Genomic DNA, 19,412 nt, shown 5'->3' with positions numbered 1-19,412 from the left:
CCCCTTAACCCAACTGATTGGGGTCGAGTGCGCCAGGGATGTTTTTAATCTCTTCCCAGCGTTCGCCCTGCAGACGATAGCCCGTTGCCGGACCGGCATAATCATTGATGTCATTGACAGCCGAGAGTACTTGCCCCTGACCGACGATGATGGCGGAGGTGTGAAGGTAATCTCCGGTGAGCTTGGCTTTCTGGATGTCGAGCATGTCCTGTGCCACATCCATAAATCCGCCCTGAGCCAGCGCTTTTACCACTTCTAATCCGTGGCGGTTCTTGCTGATGATCTCCTGGGCAAATTTAATGTCTTCGACAATGTTGCGTTCTGGCATATCTTTCGAGCCGTGGGCATAGGTGGCGGCTTCAACTTCTTCGTCGGTAATCGGCGGCAGGCCCATTCCGGCAAACACGGCCTGTAAGGCGCGAGCCGCTTTATTGCGAATGGCGATGACATCTTCTTCACGAACCGGACGCAAACCGCCGTCAACTTTCAGGTCGCGCTGAAGAACGTTGTAGTCGTCAAAGTCTTCCGCATCTTCATTGGAACCGGCAAACATGTTGTCGTAGTTCGGTACGGCGGAATATCCCGATGAAATAAAGTCAGTGCCGGGCAAGAACTGCATGAGCAAACGTGCGGTACGCCGCATATCGGAATGCGTAAAGGTTTGGTCATTACTGGAGGCACATTCCAAATCCAGTGAAGAGCAGATCAGGTTTTCGGCCAGAACGGCACGTATTCCGGAAGGCACCGCAGAAGGCACGCCGATACAGCTGACGGAACCATTCTGCAAACCTTGAACGCCGGCTGCTTTGGTGATGTAGATGCAGCGAGCTTCCAGATAAAGCATCGATTTCCCTTCCGCATAGCCCATCTGCACTTCTGAGCCTGAGCCAGAAGTAAAGCGCATTTTCAGACCGCGGGAAGCATAAGAAGAGGCGAGAAAGCCTTTCGACCATGGCGTATCATCACCGTCAGTGAAGACCGGTTCAGTGCCATAAACGGAAATCGTTTCGGCGTAGCAAGTGTGGCCCAACATGCCGAGCTTCAACTCTGTCGCTTCTTCAAGCGAACATTGGGTTAATACGCCAGGCCGCCCGACCTGGGAACCGACCAACAGAGCAATAGCATTGAAGGGGGCGTAACGGGCGACAGCGACCGTTGTCTCTTGCTCATCAAACCCACGCCACGCACCTTCTGCCGCATCGGCAGCGATTTGTACTGGATTATCTTTGACGTTAGTGACGTGGGCCTGTTGTGACGGTGTGCGGCGCGCGCGCATTTTCTGCATCGCCATCATCATTTCAACCACGTTCATTTGCGACATGACGTCGACAATTTTTGCTGGTGTCATCGCGGTGGTAAGCGGGACGATGTCGCTGCGTTTTACGTTCGGATCGCACAGCATATTGGCCAGTTTGATGGAGTCCATCGCCATCACTTCTTCCGCACGCGCCAGGTTGATGCCGTAACGAGCGATAAAATGGTCAATCAGGTCAAATTCACTGGCGGGTTTGCTGTCCAGTTCAGTAACAACGCCATTGATGATTTTGATGGAAGGCTTTGGATCATTGGGGCTCTCCATGGCGATAAAGCCTTCTTCGATCCATTCGTTAACGAAACCATCCTGGTTCACGGGACGCTTCGCCAGTGCTTCAAATCTTTTCGATTTCATGCGTCAGCCTCACGCTGTCAGATGTAGGAGGGGCGATCGTTTTGCGGTTCGCTGCCCAGCGTTGCCAGCACCGTTTTGCCGATTTCTCGGGCTGAAATGACGGCCTGGCGCACGGCACCGGAATCCCCGGAAATCACCAAAATGGCTTCGTTGCTGAAGCTGGTTCCGTGAGCTGGTGAGCTGTAGGCGACAACATCTACGTTGGCTGCTTTTAGCGCGGTGTCTGCCATCAGCACGCCCACAGCAGCAGGCGCTCCCACGATGACCCCGCAGGCTCGCCCGAGCTGGGCACCAAAGGCTTTTTCCAGCGCGTGGCTGGCTCGTGCGGTGTATTGCAGCTCGATATGCCCGGCTTCGTTGCCATAGACATCGCCAAACGTGCGATCAAGCTCCTTCAGCGCCACTTCGATGCCACGTTTCACATCAGATACGTCGTTGCCGCCAAGAATGATCAGCGAGCCGTGGCCCGCGCCGCCTTTGGTGTCACGAGGCAATTCAATGCAGACAACTTCGGTGTTGGTGGCTTTTACCGCTTCATCGGCGGCCATAATGTGCGGCCCCGCCCCGGTGCGGGCGCCTAAAATGCCAATTGAGCGATAGTGCTTTTCTAACTTCATGGCTTCCAGAAGGGCGCTGTCCACATTAGCAATGACCAGACCGACGGTGTCACCGATCGCGGTACCGACAAATTCCGTTAAACTGCAATTTTTCTCTGCCATCACTGATTCTCGCGTCGTAGGAGAGCTATCGGGCGTTGCCACGCGGGCCATCACCTGAGCCATGATCTGTTCGACCAGTTCATTGCTGCTCATGGGTTATTCCTTTGGGTAAAATTTTCTCGACATCGCTGTGAGGGCGAGGAATGACGTGAACGGCTTTCACTTCCCCTACATTGCGGGCAGCCGCTGCGCCTGCATCGGTCGCGGCTTTCACTGCACCGACATCGCCGCGGACAATCACGGTGACCAGCCCGGAGCCAATTTTCTCGTAACCCACCAGCCCTACATTGGCAGACTTCACCATGGCATCAGCCGCTTCGATTGCCGCGGTTAGCCCTTTGGTTTCCACCATGCCCAGTGCTTCTTGTTGCATAAAAACCTCAACTGAGTTGCCTTGATGAGCACGACTATAAAAAGAAGAAAAGAAAAAGAATGGCTGACCTGAGGTTCAGGGTGAAAAAAAGAATAGTGGGGTTATGTGACTTAATTGGCGTATGAATTTTGAAGCCATTGTATTTGAATGGAAATAAATCCAGCTTGGGTGTGACTATTTTGTTTTGCTCACATCAGTTTTACATTATTTATAATGACAGAGTTGTGGTTATTTGTTAGGGGCCGAGTGGATTGTGACTAATGCCGGTATAATAAAAACTAAAATAAGCATAACTTTATTATTCAAACAGAATTATTTTCCTGGCTTCAGTAGCTGACAGCTATGCCATTAGCCATTTATTGAGAGCAATAATTTGCTATAGCTTCTGATTTATTTTCTTGAGCGACTCAAGAGGTTGCCAACAATTTCCATCGGTTTGTTTTTATAGTGAGAGTTTGTAATCAACATCGGGTGAATTGCGAACGGGCGCATCATCCCGGTGAACCTCCTGTCCGTTACCGCCAGTCAGGGAGTCGGTGGCTATAGGCACAATTTCTTATCAGAAGGTGTCACGATGAATGATTCATTAAAAGCACAATGCGTTGCCGAGTTTTTGGGGACTGGACTGTTTCTATTCCTGGGCATTGGCTGCCTTAGCGCAGCGAAACTGGCCGGTGCAGATTTTGGACTGTGGGAGATATGCATCGTTTGGGGGCTGGGGATTTCTCTGGCTGTGTATTTGACCGCCGGGATTTCCGGGGCGCATCTTAACCCTGCGGTGACGATTGCCTTATGGCTGTTCGCCTGCTTCCCGGGCCGAAAGGTGGTGCCATACGCGTTGTCGCAGTTCCTCGGTGCTTTTGGCGGGGCATTGTTAGCCTGGTTTCTTTATCAAACGTTGTTTACAGAATATGAGTCTGCGCATCAACTGTTACGTGGCAGCGTCGAGAGCCTGCAACTGGCCAGCATTTTCAGCACTTATCCCGCCGCAGCCATCAGTGTGTGGCAGGCCGCGTTGGTTGAAGTGGTTATCACCTCAATGCTGATGGGAATGATCATGGCGTTGACGGACGACGGCAATGGTGTGCCAAAAGGTGCGCTGGCCCCGTTGCTGATTGGGCTTTTAGTCGCGGTGCTTGGGGCTGCCACGGCACCGTTAACCGGTTTTGCTATGAACCCGGCGCGTGACTTTGGGCCGAAACTTTTCACCTGGTTTGCCGGATGGGGTGATATTGCGATGACGGGCGGACGGGATATGCCTTATTTTGTGGTGCCGATAGTAGCGCCTGTTATTGGTGCTTGTATTGGTGCAGCTATCTATCGCTTTTTCATTGGCAAGAATCTGCCTTGTAATGCCTGTGCTATTGAATAAAGTGCGAACTGGATCGCCGCAGATCACAGATTGATGAAACACAGAAAATCTTTTCGTGATCTGCTTTCACTAATGGCGGAAAAGTTTCCTGGCAACAGGGGACTTTTGATATTGTCCCTTAATTCTTTATTTACGCTGTGCCAGGTGTTGATCGGAAATACGCAGCATGGCTTAACCTTTCAACAATAAATTAACTGAGGAGGGAATTCATGATATCTGCAAGTACCCTTAACTCAGAACTTATTAATAAAATTGCCCAAGATTTTGCTAAAGCCACCGGTCTGGCGGTTGTGGTCGTCAACATTCATGGCGACGAAATTTCTGAGTTATTCAATTTCACGCCGTTTTGCCAACTGATGCGTCAGCATCCTCAGCACAGTTCTCGCTGCCGACTAAGCGATCGTTGTGGCGGGCTGGAGGCGTCGAAATCCGATGAGCCTTGTATCTATCGTTGTCATGCCGGGCTCACAGATTTTTCCATTCCTTTGGTGATCGCCGGGCATTTGGTGGGCTTTGTGCTCTGCGGTCAGGTAAGGCTGAGCCATGATGTCGAACTGGTTGATATTCTTCGGGTGGATGAATGCTGGCGTGCGGATCCCGATTTGCTCAATGAGTTTCTTAATGTCCCTGAGGTAGACTATGCCCGGGTGATCGCCTCGGCGGAACTGCTGAAGCTGATTGTCGAGAACTATCTCAAAAAGCAGCTCAGCTTTGTGATGATCAAGGATAATCCCACCCCCGTTGCGGTGAGCCGCAAGCCGCCTTTACCGCATGACAGCAAAATGAAAAAGGCCTTGCGCTACATTGAGGCACACCTCTCAGAAGATCTCCGGCTCGAAGAGGTGGCCTCACACGTCTATCTCAGCCCGTACTATTTCAGCAAATTATTCAAAAAATATCAGGGGATTGGCTTCAATGCCTGGGTGACTCAGCAACGTATGGTGAATGCCAAAGAGCTGCTTTGTCATAGTGACTGGAGTATCGCCAGCATTGCACGTAATTTGGGCTTTTCTCAACCCAGCTATTTTTGCAAAGTCTTTCGTCAAACCTACCAGGTGACGCCGCAGGTTTTTCGTCAGCAAAGGAAAGACACAGCCACGCCTGTACCTGCCTATGAAATCAGTTAGTGGGTACGTTGTGGGACAGTGTTAACGTAAATGCGGCGAAAGCCGCCCGATAAGCCAACAGGTTAGCCACGTTTGTGGCAGGGAAGGGGGTGAAAATCCCCCGCAGCCCCCGCTGCTGTGATGCCGACGAACCCGTAGAACCACTGATCGTAAGATTGGGAAGGGCGGGGGAGGATGACGCTCAGCCAGAAGACCTGCCTGCTGGCGATGACCAACAACTTCGGTGGGAAGTGGGTTGCTCAGAGACGCGTGGCGAGTCAATGTCGCTGCACGTCACTTAACATGACCCTTACCACCCTGAAGAGGAATCAGGGGATGGTAGCAAAACAGTATCTGAATGTTCATGTCGAACGTATTCTGAAAAGCGTGACAGCACAGCCGTCTGTGGCAAACCCTTTGCGGCCCACGCCATTACTCGTCTTAAAAGATGTTCACGAGCTGTCGCCTTCTGTAAAAGAAAACCCCTCTGGGGCGACAGTCCAGCCTGAGTCAATTGCGCTTTTTACTCTGGATCGAGACAAAGAGGCGATGGCTTCACGTCTGGCTGAAGCCCTGCCTTTGTCTTGCTTTAGCACTCATCAAGGTGTCGGTGACATTTTTGTTCCACCGGAAAAGTTGTTGAGCGCTTTTCAGGAGGCATTCACCCACTTCTCGGTGATCATCGTTCTTGATGCGTCGCTTGCGTTGTCTGAATCACTATCGGCTCTGGCTTGTGAAATACCGTCAATGCCCGTCTTGTTGCTTATCCACGCCAAGCCTCAGCCCGTAATTCACTCACTTTTTCCAGAGGGTAAACAGGCGAGTGCATTGATGCATTTTGTGTCTGGTTTTTTGAAATGCGAAGTGTCAACGAGCCAGTTCCGTCGCAGAAAATAAGCACTATGCGCACCGCATTGGTGCAGATCGTCCCCGTATGGGGCATAGCGCAATCTGTTGGCTGGCTACTGATACGGCGAATATTATCAGAATCTCTTATTTTGCGGTCGGTTAGGCACGCTTCGCGCGGGTGTTCAAAAACTGGCAAGCATATTGCAACTCCTCCGACAACTGAATCGCCGGCCTGGTACTGGCATCCCCAAACTGGAGGCAAAATGAACTTAAGACGACTGAAATACTTCGTGAAAATCGTCGATATCGGCAGCCTGACTCAGGCTGCTGAGGTGTTGCATATCGCTCAGCCCGCATTGAGCCAGCAGGTGGCTACGCTCGAAGGTGAGATGGATCAGCAACTCCTGATTCGCACCAAGCGGGGAGTGACGCCAACAGAAGCCGGAAAAATTCTCTACACCCATGCGCGGACCATTTTGCGTCAGTGCGAACAGGCTCAGCTTGCGGTCAACAATATCGGTCAGACGCTCAGCGGCCAGGTGTCCATTGGCCTGGCACCTGGAACTGCGGCGTCCTCTGTGACCATGCCGCTGCTCCAGGCTGTGCGCAATGAACTGCCTGAAGTGATGGTCTATTTGCATGAGAACAGTGGGAATGTCCTGAACGATAAATTGCTGAATGGCCAACTGGATATGGCCGTGCTGTATGAACGTTCTCCGGTTGCCGGGCTGACCAGTCAACAACTACTGAAAGAGGATTTGTGGCTGGTGGGCACCCGTGACTGCCCGGGGCAGAGTGTTGATCTGCTGGCTATCGCTGAGATGAATTTGTTCCTGCCTCGTGACTACAGCGCCGTGCGGGCACGCGTGGATGAAGCGTTTTCCCTGCGCCGATTGACGGCAAAAATTATTGGGGAAATTGAATCTATTTCTACGCTGACGGCGGCCATTGCCAGCGGAATGGGCGTGACGGTACTGCCTGAATCGGCGGCCCGTACCCTCTGCGCTTCCGCAAATGGCTGGATGGCGCGAATCACCACGCCGTCGATGAGCTTGCCGTTATCGCTCAATATGTCCGCTCGTGGTTCGCTGTCGCCGCAGGCTCAGGCGGTAAAAGAGATCCTGATGTCACTGGTCAGCCGTCCGTCGCTGGAAAATCGCGAGCTGCAGCTGGTCAGTTGATATAGCGGAATGGAATAAGTTGCTGGTTTTTATTATTTGTTCGCCAGGGCCGCAGACTCTAACAATAGCGTTATGTCTGAAGGTCCCTGGAGGAAAGGGTGAATTTCCAGCAATTAAAAATCATTCGCGAGGCGGCACGGCAGGATTACAACCTGACCGAAGTCGCCAATATGCTTTATACCTCTCAATCTGGCGTTAGCCGCCATATTCGCGAGTTGGAGGAAGAACTCGGAATTGAGATTTTCATCCGCCGCGGCAAACGTCTGTTAGGCATGACGGAACCCGGTAAAGCGCTTCTTGTTATCGCTGAACGAATCCTGAATGAAGCGAGCAATGTGCGCCGCCTGGCGGATTTATTCACCAATGACGCCTCGGGCGTACTGACTATCGCCACCACTCACACTCAGGCGCGCTATAGCTTGCCGCCGGTGATCAAAGCCTTCCGTGAACTGTTCAAGGATGTTCGCCTGGAGCTTATCCAGGGTACGCCGCAGGAAATTGAGGCACTGCTGCATAACGGTGGAGCAGATATCGGTATTGCCAGTGAACGCCTGAGTAATGACAGCACGCTGGCAGCCTTCCCGTGGTTTCGTTGGCATCACAACCTGTTAGTCCCCGAAGGCCACCCTTTGACACAAACATCGCCGTTAACGCTGGAAGCCATCGCTCGCTGGCCGCTCATCACCTATCGACAGGGAATTACTGGCCGTTCTCGCATTGATGAAGCCTTCAATCGCAAGGGTTTAGTCCCGGATATTGTGCTGAGCGCGCAGGATTCTGATGTGATCAAAACCTACGTTGAGTTAGGGCTGGGTGTGGGGCTGGTGGCGGAGCAGTCGGGAGATAATCAGGAAACAGGGCGTTTCACCCGCCTCGATACGCATCATCTGTTCGATGCCAATACAGTCTGGCTGGGCCTGAAGCGAGGCCAGCTTCAGCGAAACTACGTGTGGCGTTTCCTTGAACTCTGCAACGCAGGGCTTTCCGTCGACGAGATCAAACGGCAGGTGATGGAGCCTGAAGAAGCGGCGATTGACTACCAAATCTAGAAAAGCAAAAAGCCTGCTCGAAAGCAGGCTTTTCTAAATTTGGCTCCTCTGACTGGACTCGAACCAGTGACATACGGATTAACAGTCCGCCGTTCTACCGACTGAACTACAGAGGAATCGTGTGAACGAGGCGCATATTAATGGGCCTCGTTTTTTGTGTCAACACTAAAATTAACTGCCTGATTCAATTGCATGAAATCTCGGCAATGCGTGCTTTTAGTGAACTACACGCAAGTTTGAGCTTTCATCTCCGCCATTTTCACGAATTCTCTGCAGCGGGTCCTGCTGATAAAAATGACAGAAACGCTGCCACAGCGCGGGGAAGCGGGGGGCGAAGAGTTCGGGTGCGCTAAAGAAGTATTCTGAAAGCACGGCGAAACATTCAGCAGGATCGGTCGCGGCGTAAGCATCGATGCTTGCGGCACTTTCGCCCACTAAATCGATTTCATCCTGAATGTTATCCATGGCGGCGTGGAGATCGTGTTCCCAACCCGCGACTTCACGTAGGTGGATGAGGGGTATGCCATTTGCGCGGTCACCGTTGCGGGTGTCCAGCTTATGCGCCACTTCATGAACGATCAGGTTGAAACCTGACGCGTCGAAGGAGTCCTGAATATCCAGCCAGTTCAGGACAATCGGCCCTTGCTGCCAGCTTTGTCCAGACTGGACAACCCGCTGGCTGTGGACTAGGCCGATGTCGTCTTCCCACTCATCGTCCACGACGAACGGCGCAGGGTAGATGAGGACTTCATGAAAGCCGTCGAGCCACTCGATGCCAAGTTCAAGCACGGGCAAACAAAAGAGCATGGCAATACGTGCAGAGCTGATGTGCGACATTTCCAGCCCTTGCAAAGGAACGAGGCGTTTTTGCTGCAAGAAGCGGTCTGCAAGTCGGATCAGCTTTTCCTGCTCGGCCTTTGTGAGCGTAGCCAGAATGGGAATGGCAAGTGCCTGTTCCCACGGAATATCCGCGTTTTGGGGGGCGTCATGTGCTTTCCAGGGCCATTTAATCATCGCTTTGCTCGCAAACTCGTCACTTGAACTCAATGAAAAGGTCAGGGGTATTAAAATGCCAAAGAGAGAGGCATGATGGCAACCACCTCAGCGGAGAGATGCCGGAGCGGCTGAACGGACCGGTCTCGAAAACCGGAGCAGGGGTCACTCTACCGAGGGTTCAACTCCCTCTCTGCGCCACTTCCTTCAGTCAGACGTCGGCATGATAGTCTGCCGTTTCGTTCAAGTCATTGATGTTTTTTACAACTTGAGAGAAGGGTCGCCCTTTCATTATTGATTTAAGTTGCTATTGGGAAATTATCCATCAGAGTTGCCCGTAAAAGCTCGGATGGCATTCCCAATCCATTTTGCAGGCACAAAAAAGCCCGCTCGAAGCGGGCTTGTCAGCAAAAATGAACTTAGAACTGGTAAACCATCCCTACGCCAACGATGTCATCAGTGCTGATGCCTGCCGCTGCATAGAATTTATCGTCGTTATCCAGCAGGTTGATCTTGTAATCAACATAGGTTGAGAAGTTTTTGTTGAAGTAGTAGTTAGCGCCAACAGAGACGTATTTCACGAGGTCTTTGTTGTTCCAGTCGCTGCGAAGGGCATTATCTTTCGCCAGATCCTTACCTTTAGACTGCAGGTAAGAGATCTCTGGACGCAGGCCGAAGTCGAACTGGTACTGTGCTGTCACTTCAACGTTCTGAGTTTTGTTGGCAATAGCACCTGATTTATCACCAAACGGAGTCATGTTGCGGGTTTCCGCGTACATGGTCGCGAGATAAACGTTGTTTGCGTCATACTTCAGACCCACAGTCCATACGTCGGCGTTTTCGCCGCCAGCGAGGCTGCCAGTCTGCTGTTCGTTTGTACGATCAGAAGAGGCGTATGCTGCGCCTGCGTTGAAGCCCATACCAAAGTCGTAGGTGGTCGACATACCGAAACCGTCGCCGTTGTCTTTACGGATGGAAGAGTCGCCGCGGTTGTTGGTGCCTTCCTGATCAAACAGACCGTTGGAGCCTTCGTTGGCACCCTGATACTGCAGTGCGAAGTTCCAGCCATCCACCAGGCCGAAGAAATCGCTGTTGCGGTAAGTCGCCATACCGTTACCGCGACCAACCATAAAGTTTTCGGTGTAGGTGTAGGAGTCGCCACCAAACACTGGCAGCATGTCGGTCCAGGCTTCGATGTCATAAACGACACCGTAGTTACGGCCATAATCAAATGAACCGTAATCGCCGAATTTCAGGCCGGCAAAGCCCAGACGCGTGGCTGACTGATTGCTGCTTCCTTCAGTATTGTTCGCCTGGATGTTGTATTCCCACTGACCGTAACCAATCAGTTCACTGTTAATCTGGGTTTCGCCTTTGAAGCCAAGACGCACGTAGGTTTCATCGCCATCGTCGCCAGTATTGTCAGAGAACTGGTGACGAGCATCGACCTTGCCATACAGGTCAAGTTTATTACCGTCTTTATTATAGATTTCTGCTGCATTTGTCGCGCCTGCCATCAATAAAGCAGGAACGATCATCGCCAGTACTTTTCTTTTCATTATACAATCCTTTGAATTATTAATTACATGAATAAATGCGGTTAATGCTAAATTGCAAACAAATACTATCGATTAAGTTCATTTTTATTTAAAATTAATATGTAAATAAATTATTTTAAATATTTCTATTTGTATCTAAGGTGCGTATATGTGTATTTTGTCAATGGTGATGTGATGCCCATTTATTGTGGTGATTTATATGATTTTTTTATTGTATTTTTAACGACATAATTTTGATTTATGAAATGTTTTTTACAGAGTGGTGTGGAGGGGGAAGTGGAGGAGATATGCTCTGTAAAAAGGCGGAAAAAAACCTGATTGCAATCAGCAATCAGGCGTGATTAGAAATTTATAACAAATGAGTGCAGTGTAAAAACAACAAAAGGCACGAAATGATTCCATGAATTAATACGAAAAAGAAGTCTGGAAAAATACATTTACAGGCGAATGTTGCCCGGTGAAGAAATTCTCAGAAAGTATTCAGGTTTTTAACTAAGAAATGCAGCTTGTCTGGGTATTTGCTTTTAATGAACGAAATTTGCCGAAGATCAAGGTAACTGCAACTGATGCGAGCGAGAAACGTCTGAGTCCTTTGCGGTGCGCCGGAAGACGTTATAATGTGATGAATGTCACATTTATGACCTGCGAAAGTGAAAAACGAAACATTTCTGTACGAACAGGAAGGAACTCTCTTTATGGAAGAAAGAGCCACCCGTGGTCCCGGCGGCACGCTGGCGCTGTGGGTTTTTTATGCTTACTGCGGCTATTTTATCTGGGCAATGCTGCGCTATGTTTGGGTCGTCATTCAGTTTGACCCGATTCCAGGGACAACGCTTGACGGCACGATGGGCTCAACATCCGGCAAGTTAATTGGGGCATTGTTAGGCTTTTTAGTGTTAGGCATAGTCGGTTCGATCCTCGGCGGCATTGCCTGGTACACTCGACCACGCGGGTCATCGTATTCAGAAAGCTGACATAAAAAGCTGCTATTCTCATTGCTCTTTCTGATAAGGATGAGCACTGAATGACTTTGCATCTCTGGCAGCAACGCTTTGAAACCTGGCTTCATGACCATCACGACAGCGACGACGCGGCCCACGACCTCTCTCATTTTCGGCGTGTCTGGGCCACCGCCCAGCAGCTGGCAGCGAGTGAAAAGGTTGATGAGCTTGTGGTTCTGTGTGCCTGTTATTTTCATGACATTGTCAGCCTGCCCAAAAATCACCCTGACCGTAGCCGCTCATCTCAACTTGCGGCACAAAAAACGCTGTCTGTATTGCGAGCAGATTTCCCCGATTTTCCTGAAGACTTGTACGCGTCAGTCGCACATGCAATTGAAGCGCACAGCCACAGCGCCAATATCACACCGCTGACGCTGGAGGCAAAGATTGTGCAGGATGCCGACAGACTCGAATCTCTGGGCGCAATAGGGCTTGCTCGAGTGTTTGCTGTTGCGGGGAAACTGAATTTCTCCTTATTTGATGCAAATGACCCGTTCGCCGACCATCGCGGGCTCAACGATCAGCGTTACGCGCTCGATCATTTCCAGAACAAGCTGCTGCGCTTACCGCAAACCATGCAAACCGAGCAGGGCAAAGCGCTCGCCGTTCACAATGCGCGTTATCTGGTGCAGTTTATGGCCAAAATGGGAGCGGAGCTGAAAGGGGATTATCTCCATTGCGATGAGGCCATTCTCGCGCGTTTTGAGCCGGAGTCCTGAGTTCAGTGCGCAAAATTTGTGATACTCTCACGGCAAATAGTCTGTCCGGTTACTGATATGCAGCACACACTTACACGCACTCACTCTTCTCCTTTCGCGGGAGCCTCCGGGCCAGACGCACAGGCATTACTGAACCAGCTGATGACCATTTATGACGTCAAAACGCTGGTCGCCACGCTGAATGCTGTGGGTGAACAGCACTGGAGCCCGGCAATCCTCAAGCGAGCCACCGAAAATGGCAAGATTAACCGCCGTCTGGGTGAGAATGAATACGCTCGATTAGCGGCGCTGTTGCCGCAGCCTTCCGGGCGTACAACGCAATTTCGCTTTATCGATCTGTTTGCCGGCATTGGTGGAATTCGCAACGGCTTTGAGGCCATTGGCGGGCAGTGCGTTTTCACCAGTGAGTGGAATAAGCATGCTGTTCGAACTTATAAAGCCAACTGGTATTGCGACCCGACAGAACATCAGTTCAATGAAGATATCCGCGATGTCACGCTAAGCCATAAGCCTGAAGTGAGCGACAGCGAAGCCGCGGAACACATTCGCAGCATCATTCCACAACACGACGTGCTGCTGGCGGGCTTTCCTTGTCAGCCGTTCTCACTGGCTGGCGTGTCGAAGAAGAATGCGTTGGGCCGGGCGCATGGTTTTGCCTGTGATACGCAAGGCACGCTCTTTTTTGACGTGGCGCGCATCATTGATGCCTGCCGTCCGGCGGTATTCGTGCTCGAAAACGTGAAAAATCTCAAGAGCCACGATGGCGGCAAAACCTTCCGCATCATCATGCAAACGCTGGATTCGCTCGGCTATGACGTGGCGGATTCTGCCGAAATGGGCGCTGATGATCCCAAAATCATCGACGGACAACACTTTTTGCCCCAGCACCGCGAACGCATCGTGATGGTGGGTTTCCGTCGTGATTTGAATTTGCAGCAGGGGTTCACGCTGCGTGATTTGCCCGCACTCTATCCGGAACGTCGCCCGACGTTTGGCGAGCTGCTGGAACCAACGGTTGATGCCAAATTTATTCTCACGCCGATTTTGTGGAAGTACCTTTATCGTTACGCCAAAAAGCATCAGGCGCGCGGCAACGGGTTTGGTTATGGCTTAGTCGATCCCACTCGTGCAGACAGTGTGGCCCGCACGCTTTCGGCCAGATACTACAAAGACGGCGCAGAAATCCTTATCGACCGCGGCTGGGATAAAGCGCTGGGCGAAAAGCATTTTGACGATCCACAAAACCAGCAGCGCTGTCCTCGCCGGTTAACGCCGCGTGAATGCGCGCGTCTGATGGGCTTTGAGTCGCCGCAGGGTTACCAGTTCCGTATTCCCGTCTCTGATACTCAGGCTTACCGCCAGTTTGGTAACTCGGTGGTCGTTCCTGCGTTTGCTGCCGTCGCTAAATTGCTGAAATCACGTATTTTGCAGGCGGTTGAAATGCGCCAGGAGCAAAAAGCGAATGGCGGACGTTCATAATCCCGCGACCCGCAGTAAAAACATGCGTGCCATTGGCACGCGTGATACCGCGATTGAAAAGCGTCTCTCGGCGCTGCTGACATCTTCTGGTTTTAACTTTACCGTTCAGGACCCCACTTTAGCCGGGCGTCCTGATTTCGTTCTGGCTGATTATCGCTGCATCATCTTTACCCACGGCTGTTTCTGGCATCATCACGACTGTTATCTCTTTAAAGTTCCGGCCACCCGAACGGCATTCTGGCTGGAAAAAATCGGTAAAAACGCACTCAGGGATGCTCGGGATATTGCTCAATTGGTCGAAGGGGGCTGGAGGGTGATGGTGGTGTGGGAATGTGCGCTGCGAGGGAAAAGAAAACTGACGGATGAAGTGTTGGTCGAAAGGCTGGAAGAGTGGATCTGCGCGGGATCGGGCAGCGCGCAGATCGACACTCAGGGCATATCACCTTTAAAGGTTACTTCTCCGCCTCGCACTCAGTGATTTTGCTGTGAGCCGGGAAAAGCGTTTTCCCAAGCGTGACCAGCACCACCGCGAAAATAATCACGCCCAACGCCAGCCATTCCACCGGTGACAGCGATTCACCACCAAAACTTGTGCCCAGTAACACCGCAACCACCGGGTTGACGTAGGCGTAGCTGGTTGCCACGGCTGGCGAGACATTACGAATCAGATACATATAAGCATTAATGGCAATCAGCGAACCGAAAACGGCCAGATAACCTACCGCCAAAAAGCCGGAAAGGGTGGGCATTTGCGTCAGATGCTCGCCCGTCAGCCACGAGGCGCACATCAGCACGACGCCCGCCGCCAGCATCTCCACTGCGCCGGCCATCATGCCTGTCGGCAATTCGATCCGGGAACCGTACACCGAACCAAAGGCCCAGCTCAATGAACCAATCAGAATAAGGATGGCTCCCCAGGGGTTACCGCTGAGGTTTCCGCCGCTGTTCAGTAGCACAATGCCCGCCAGGCCGATAGCCACGCCAACCCATTCGAGTTTACGCGTCGCAATGCCGAAAAAGCGGCTGAAGCAGAGCGCAAACAGAGGCACTGTCGCCACCACAACAGCCGCAATACCAGATGCCACATGCTGATGTTCTGCAATGGTGACAAAGCCGTTGCCCACGGCCAGCAGTAACACGCCAATCAGCGCAGCATTGAGCAGGGGGCGGCGAGCCGGGAGTTTATGCCCGGTCAGCAATAAATACGCCATCAGCAACACGCCAGCGGAGAGGAATCGCACACCCGCCATCATCATCGGTGGCCAGCTCTCCACGCCGATGCTGATAGCAAAATAGGTCGATCCCCAAATGATATAAAGCGCGAACAAAGCGCCGATAAGCGGTAACAACTGTCTGGCGTGCATACGTCCTCATGACGAGTTAAAAAGGGCGCTTATAGTTAACGGGAAAACTATCCGTCTGGCGAGTGCTTTAATTAGGGGGACGGCACGCTATTTTTATTGACACAAGCCGTGCCTGTGCGTGCCGCGAGTTTTCCTTCATACTGTATGTCTAAGAAATCAATAAAGAAGCAAGGAGTCACATTTGGCCGGGAGCAGTCTTTTAACCTTACTGGATGATATCGCCACATTGCTGGACGACATCTCGGTGATGGGCAAAGTCGCCGCAAAGAAAACCGCTGGCGTACTGGGCGACGATCTGTCGTTGAATGCGCAGCAGGTGTCGGGCGTTCGTGCCAATCGCGAATTACCGGTGGTCTGGAGCGTGGCAAAAGGGTCATTTCTCAACAAAGTGATCCTCGTGCCGCTGGCGTTGCTGATCAGCGCATTTTTGCCGTGGGCAATTACGCCACTGCTGATGATTGGCGGGGCATTTCTGTGTTTTGAAGGGTTTGAAAAAGTCCTACATTCACTGCACGCCAGAAAGCACAAGGAAGACCCGGCGGCTCGCCAACAGCGTCTGGAAGCGATTGCCAGCCAGGATCCGAAGACCTTCGAGCGAGATAAAGTCAAAGGCGCTATCCGAACCGATTTTATTCTCTCTGCCGAAATTGTGGCTATCACCCTCGGGATTGTCGCCGAAGCGCCCCTGCTGAACCAGGTGCTGGTGCTGTCCGGTATTGCGATTCTGGTGACCATCGGCGTTTACGGCCTGGTGGGCGTGATTGTGAAGCTGGATGACATGGGTTACTGGCTGGTGGAAAAAACCAGTGCGATCGCGCAGGCCGTTGGGAAAGCGCTGCTATTTGTTGCGCCGTGGCTGATGAAGGTGCTGACCATTGTCGGGACGCTGGCGATGTTCCTGGTGGGCGGCGGCATAGTCGTTCACGGCATCGCACCGTTGCACCATGCAGTGGAAAACTTTGTTACCGGTTATGGCGGTCTCGTTGCGTTGCTCGGGCCGACCTTATTTAATCTTATCTTTGGCTTACTCGTCGGGGTCATCGTATTCGGTGCCGTGAGCCTGATTTCGCGGCTTCGCTCTGCTGCGTAAATATTGTTAAGCCATTACGCAAAACCGCAAAACTTCGGCTATCGTGAAACAGTTTCACCCTGATACAGGAGGCAGTTATGGTCTTTTTGGTCAGTGATGAAGTTAAGCCGAAAAGTGGCGGGCCACGTATGGTGGTCACCGGGTATGCCAGCGGAATGGTTGAGTGTCGCTGGTACGATGGGTTCGGTGTGAAGCGGGAAGCGTTCCGCGAAGACGAACTTATGCCTGGTGACCGACGGGCGCAGCAAGAGGCATAACGACCACGCCCGGCATTCTGTGTCGGGCGTTTTTGCTGTTCTGTCATGGGTTTCAGGGAATGTTCAGGGAGTTTGTGTGCCCCACGTAACACGAGTGGAAAATCCTCGCTGGCTGAATCAGCTCAGCAGCCATACCCGCCCTGGGCGGGTGGTCAACATCTGTTTCTTTGTCGTCCTGTTGTTCTCTACGCTGCTCACCTGGCGTGAAGTGGTGGTGCTGGAAGAGGCGTATATCTCGAGCCAGCGCAACACCCTGGAGAACGTCGCCCATGAGCTTAACAATCAGTTTCAGCTTAACGTCGACAGACTGTTTTTTTACCGCACGGGGATGGAAGCTGCCCTCAGGACGCCGCTCGCTTTTGAGGTGATGCGCAACGCCAGCGAGGAGTTTGATCGCAAGCGCGGGCAACATCAGTGGTCTATTTCTCTGGATAACCGGCGCACGTTGCCAGTAAACGGTGTCTCCGATGAGTTTGTGAATGACTCAACGATCCTGTCCCGCGACAACCCTCTGCTCAGTAATGAATTGACCGCCACGCTTGAGGTCGGCTATTTGCTGCGCCTTTCCACTTCGCTTAAGCGTGTAACTCAGCAACTGCTGTATGTCTCCCGCGCCGGATTTTTTATCTCCAGTAACCCTGTGGCAAACAGCAACGATATTGTCGAACAGTATTATACCCTGGTGACCAGCCCGTGGTTTGCCAGCCAGTCGCAAAGGAGTAACCCGGCGCGTGGCATTCGCTGGCTAAGCTGGATGCTTGACACCGGCAATGGCGAACAACGCCGCGTCGCCGTAACGTTGCCGGTAGACAGTCAGAATATCTGGCATGGTGTGCTGGCCATTGAATTCTCGCTGGCACAAATCAAACAACTGCTGGCGAAGTCAACCGAAGGTGAAACGGAAGGGGAGTACCGTCTTTACGACCACCAAATGAATCTGATTGCGACATCAACCCCTGGCGGTGGCGCGTCCGCCTCGCTCAGCGAGCAGGAAAAAGCGCAATTGGCGCAGGCTTTTGAGCACGATACTCGCGGCGGTGTCCGCTTCTCGACAAGCTATATCAACTGGCAAAAGCTGCGAAATTATGACGGCGTGTTGTTGCGCATTCATCACATCGATGAAGGGGTTCGCGGCGAGTTTGGCTCGATTTCCATCGCGCTGGGCCTGTTATGGCTGCTGTTTACCTCCATGCTGCTGCTCTCCTGGATTGTCATCCGCCGGATGGTGACGAACATGAGCACCTTGCAGGATTCTCTGCAGTGGCAAGCCTGGCACGACGGGCTGACGCGTTTGTACAACCGCAGCACGCTGTTTGATCTTGCGGCGAAAGCAACCAGGCGATGCGAGCATCAGGGCTTGCCGATCTCCGTGGTTCAGCTCGATCTCGATTTCTTCAAAAGCATCAATGACCGCTTCGGTCATCAGGCCGGGGATAAAGTGCTGGCTCACGTGGCGGGGATGATCAGCGCTAAAGTGCGAGAGATTGACATTGCGGGGCGCGTAGGCGGGGAAGAGTTTTGTCTTGTGCTGCCGGGAGCCAGCCATAAGGATGCCTGTGCGCTGGCGGAACGCATCCGCACTCGTATTAACAGCCGTGAAATTCTTGTCGCGAAAGGGACGACGCTGCGCATTAGCGCCTCACTGGGCGTAAGCAGCAGTGATGATAAAGGGATGTACGATATCGAATATCTGCAATCGGTTGCCGATAAGCGTCTGTACTACGCGAAGCAGAATGGGCGCAATCAGGTCTGCTGCTGCGACAAAGACGAAAGCCAGTAATTGAGGCCTTCGCGCCAGCCTTCCGGGCCGCTGGAGCGGGTGTGATACACGCGTTCCGGCGAATCGTCTTTCAGGAAGATACCGTCGCGACTAAGACCTTTGACCACCACCGCATAATCCGTGCTGTCGAGCAGCGGCGCATCATTTGGGCCATCACCCAGGCCAACAGACACCCGGCGAAAGCCTTCTTTCTGCTGGTAACGGCTTAGCAGCCAACTGACCGCCTGCGCTTTGCCGCCGCGCTGATCAAGCACATGCCAGAAGCGTGCGCCGCGCACAAACTGCAAGCCCAGAGAAGCAAGCGTTTCATCAAAGGCCCGCATCCGTACATCGCTGTCCCGCCAGATTAACGTCTCAGAAGCTTCATGTAATCGCGCCAGCGCCGCATGTTTCAGGCTCATGCCCGTCCAGTCACTGATGGTCTGCTCCGGGACATCGGAAAACGTGGTGAACTTAAAGCCGTCATTTTCCCGTAACTGAGTGAGGACATGCTGGATCTCTTCATGGGGCGATCCAATGATGCGCCTGGGTCCATCAGCATCCTGCCAGTCATCACCCATTTGAATGACAGCGCCGTTTTCGGCGATCAGGGGCAACGGACCAATACCGAGCTCTTTTTGCAGCAGCATCATCTCAGCCGCGGTTTTACTGCTGCAAAGAATGACGGGGATCTGCCGCTGTTTGAGCCGGGTAAGCCATTCGCTGGCAGGTTGCCACTGCTGGGTGTGGATATCCAGCAGCGTGCCCTCAAGGTCGGTAAAGATAATCCACCGTTGTGGCTGACTGGGCATTGCCTCTCCTTAAACTGAAATTCGTTCGGAAAAATCCTAAATGTATTCATGGTGTTTATGA

19 protein-coding genes, 2 tRNA genes and 1 riboswitch are annotated in these 19,412 nt (G+C 52.3%); of the genes, 13 read left to right on the top strand and 8 right to left on the bottom strand.

The features are described from left to right. Positions 1-4: 4 nt before the first annotated feature. From pduC to pduA, 3 genes are read right to left on the bottom strand one after another with little or no spacing between them, the layout of a single operon-like run. Positions 5-1,669: a propanediol dehydratase large subunit PduC gene (gene pduC, locus ACRCWW_RS14620; protein ID WP_438683054.1), complete on the bottom strand. Its 1,665-nt coding sequence runs from the start codon at positions 1,667-1,669 to the stop codon at positions 5-7. A gap of 17 nt (positions 1,670-1,686) precedes the next feature. Then, the gene (gene pduB / locus ACRCWW_RS14615; protein WP_438683053.1) at positions 1,687-2,481 is read right to left on the bottom strand and encodes a propanediol utilization microcompartment protein PduB; all 795 of its coding nucleotides are present in this window, start codon (positions 2,479-2,481) and stop codon (positions 1,687-1,689) included. After that, the gene (gene pduA, locus ACRCWW_RS14610; protein ID WP_330985446.1) at positions 2,468-2,761 is read right to left on the bottom strand and encodes a propanediol utilization microcompartment protein PduA; all 294 of its coding nucleotides are present in this window, start codon (positions 2,759-2,761) and stop codon (positions 2,468-2,470) included. Before pduA ends, pduB begins: the two co-directional genes overlap by 14 nt. A gap of 574 nt (positions 2,762-3,335) precedes the next feature. Here pduA and pduF point away from each other — a divergent pair. The 5 genes from pduF to cbl all read left to right on the top strand — a co-directional run bounded on the left by pduF (position 3,336) and on the right by cbl (position 8,318). Next, the gene (pduF, locus tag ACRCWW_RS14605) at positions 3,336-4,133 is read left to right on the top strand and encodes a propanediol diffusion facilitator PduF (RefSeq protein WP_438683052.1); all 798 of its coding nucleotides are present in this window, start codon (positions 3,336-3,338) and stop codon (positions 4,131-4,133) included. Between the two features lie 209 nt (positions 4,134-4,342). Further along, entirely contained in the window at positions 4,343-5,260 is a 918-nt protein-coding gene (gene pocR / locus ACRCWW_RS14600; RefSeq protein WP_438683051.1) for a transcriptional regulator PocR, read from the top strand. Positions 5,261-5,302: 42 nt separating this feature from the next. Next, a riboswitch (cobalamin riboswitch) is annotated at positions 5,303-5,476 on the top strand. Next, on the top strand, positions 5,435-6,136 hold the full coding sequence (locus ACRCWW_RS14595) for a hypothetical protein (RefSeq protein ID WP_438683050.1): 702 nt from the start codon (positions 5,435-5,437) through the stop codon (positions 6,134-6,136). Its footprint overlaps the riboswitch before it by 42 nt. Before the next feature lie 215 nt (positions 6,137-6,351). Next, positions 6,352-7,269: a nitrogen assimilation transcriptional regulator NAC gene (gene nac, locus ACRCWW_RS14590; RefSeq protein WP_404658036.1), complete on the top strand. Its 918-nt coding sequence runs from the start codon at positions 6,352-6,354 to the stop codon at positions 7,267-7,269. A 98-nt stretch (positions 7,270-7,367) separates the two neighbouring features. After that, the gene (gene cbl, locus ACRCWW_RS14585; protein WP_438683049.1) at positions 7,368-8,318 is read left to right on the top strand and encodes an HTH-type transcriptional regulator Cbl; all 951 of its coding nucleotides are present in this window, start codon (positions 7,368-7,370) and stop codon (positions 8,316-8,318) included. A gap of 40 nt (positions 8,319-8,358) precedes the next feature. Here cbl and ACRCWW_RS14580 read toward each other — a convergent pair. Both ACRCWW_RS14580 and mtfA read right to left on the bottom strand, forming a co-directional pair. Continuing rightward, positions 8,359-8,434, bottom strand: a tRNA-Asn gene (locus ACRCWW_RS14580). 100 nt (positions 8,435-8,534) lie between these two features. Beyond that, complete coding sequence (gene mtfA, locus ACRCWW_RS14575; RefSeq protein WP_438683048.1) at positions 8,535-9,332, bottom strand: DgsA anti-repressor MtfA; 798 nt, start codon at positions 9,330-9,332, stop codon at positions 8,535-8,537. Between the two features lie 92 nt (positions 9,333-9,424). On the opposite strand from mtfA, the gene ACRCWW_RS14570 reads away from it, so the two are divergent. Continuing rightward, positions 9,425-9,512: transfer RNA gene (locus ACRCWW_RS14570), tRNA-Ser, on the top strand. A gap of 218 nt (positions 9,513-9,730) precedes the next feature. On the opposite strand, the gene ompC is transcribed toward ACRCWW_RS14570, so the two are convergent. Then, positions 9,731-10,870: a porin OmpC gene (gene ompC, locus ACRCWW_RS14565; protein ID WP_438683047.1), complete on the bottom strand. Its 1,140-nt coding sequence runs from the start codon at positions 10,868-10,870 to the stop codon at positions 9,731-9,733. A 695-nt stretch (positions 10,871-11,565) separates the two neighbouring features. On the opposite strand from ompC, the gene drpB reads away from it, so the two are divergent. The 4 genes from drpB to ACRCWW_RS14545 are packed head-to-tail and all read left to right on the top strand — an operon-like array spanning position 11,566 to position 14,547. Next, on the top strand, positions 11,566-11,844 hold the full coding sequence (drpB, locus tag ACRCWW_RS14560) for a cell division protein DrpB (protein WP_438683046.1): 279 nt from the start codon (positions 11,566-11,568) through the stop codon (positions 11,842-11,844). Positions 11,845-11,894: 50 nt separating this feature from the next. Next, positions 11,895-12,590, top strand: coding sequence for a phosphohydrolase (locus ACRCWW_RS14555; protein ID WP_438683045.1), 696 nt, complete (start codon positions 11,895-11,897; stop codon positions 12,588-12,590). 57 nt (positions 12,591-12,647) lie between these two features. After that, positions 12,648-14,069, top strand: coding sequence for a DNA cytosine methyltransferase (locus tag ACRCWW_RS14550; protein WP_438683044.1), 1,422 nt, complete (start codon positions 12,648-12,650; stop codon positions 14,067-14,069). Then, complete coding sequence (locus ACRCWW_RS14545; RefSeq protein WP_438683043.1) at positions 14,053-14,547, top strand: very short patch repair endonuclease; 495 nt, start codon at positions 14,053-14,055, stop codon at positions 14,545-14,547. Before ACRCWW_RS14550 ends, ACRCWW_RS14545 begins: the two co-directional genes overlap by 17 nt. Here ACRCWW_RS14545 and yedA read toward each other — a convergent pair. Further along, positions 14,522-15,433: a drug/metabolite exporter YedA gene (gene yedA / locus ACRCWW_RS14540; RefSeq protein WP_438683042.1), complete on the bottom strand. Its 912-nt coding sequence runs from the start codon at positions 15,431-15,433 to the stop codon at positions 14,522-14,524. The genes ACRCWW_RS14545 and yedA overlap by 26 nt on opposite strands. 181 nt (positions 15,434-15,614) lie before the next feature. Here yedA and ACRCWW_RS14535 point away from each other — a divergent pair, with 181 nt between their 5' ends. The 3 genes from ACRCWW_RS14535 (at position 15,615) to dgcQ (ending at position 18,560) form a co-directional block, all read left to right on the top strand. Next, positions 15,615-16,523: a DUF808 domain-containing protein gene (locus tag ACRCWW_RS14535; RefSeq protein WP_438683041.1), complete on the top strand. Its 909-nt coding sequence runs from the start codon at positions 15,615-15,617 to the stop codon at positions 16,521-16,523. Positions 16,524-16,600: 77 nt separating this feature from the next. Next, positions 16,601-16,780: a YodC family protein gene (locus tag ACRCWW_RS14530; protein ID WP_330984437.1), complete on the top strand. Its 180-nt coding sequence runs from the start codon at positions 16,601-16,603 to the stop codon at positions 16,778-16,780. Between the two features lie 76 nt (positions 16,781-16,856). Beyond that, complete coding sequence (gene dgcQ, locus ACRCWW_RS14525) at positions 16,857-18,560, top strand: cellulose biosynthesis regulator diguanylate cyclase DgcQ (RefSeq protein ID WP_438683040.1); 1,704 nt, start codon at positions 16,857-16,859, stop codon at positions 18,558-18,560. Here dgcQ and ACRCWW_RS14520 read toward each other — a convergent pair. Further along, positions 18,524-19,351 carry a mannosyl-3-phosphoglycerate phosphatase-related protein gene (locus tag ACRCWW_RS14520; protein WP_438683039.1) on the bottom strand — a complete coding sequence of 276 codons (828 nt, stop codon included), beginning with the start codon at positions 19,349-19,351 and terminating at the stop codon, positions 18,524-18,526. The genes dgcQ and ACRCWW_RS14520 overlap by 37 nt on opposite strands. Positions 19,352-19,412: the final 61 nt, after the last annotated feature.

This window comes from Scandinavium sp. (genome assembly GCF_051650185.1).
Taxonomy (GTDB): Bacteria; Pseudomonadota; Gammaproteobacteria; order Enterobacterales; family Enterobacteriaceae; genus Scandinavium.
Note: the sequence above shows the minus strand (reverse complement) of the source record. Positions and strands in the feature narration are given on the sequence as shown.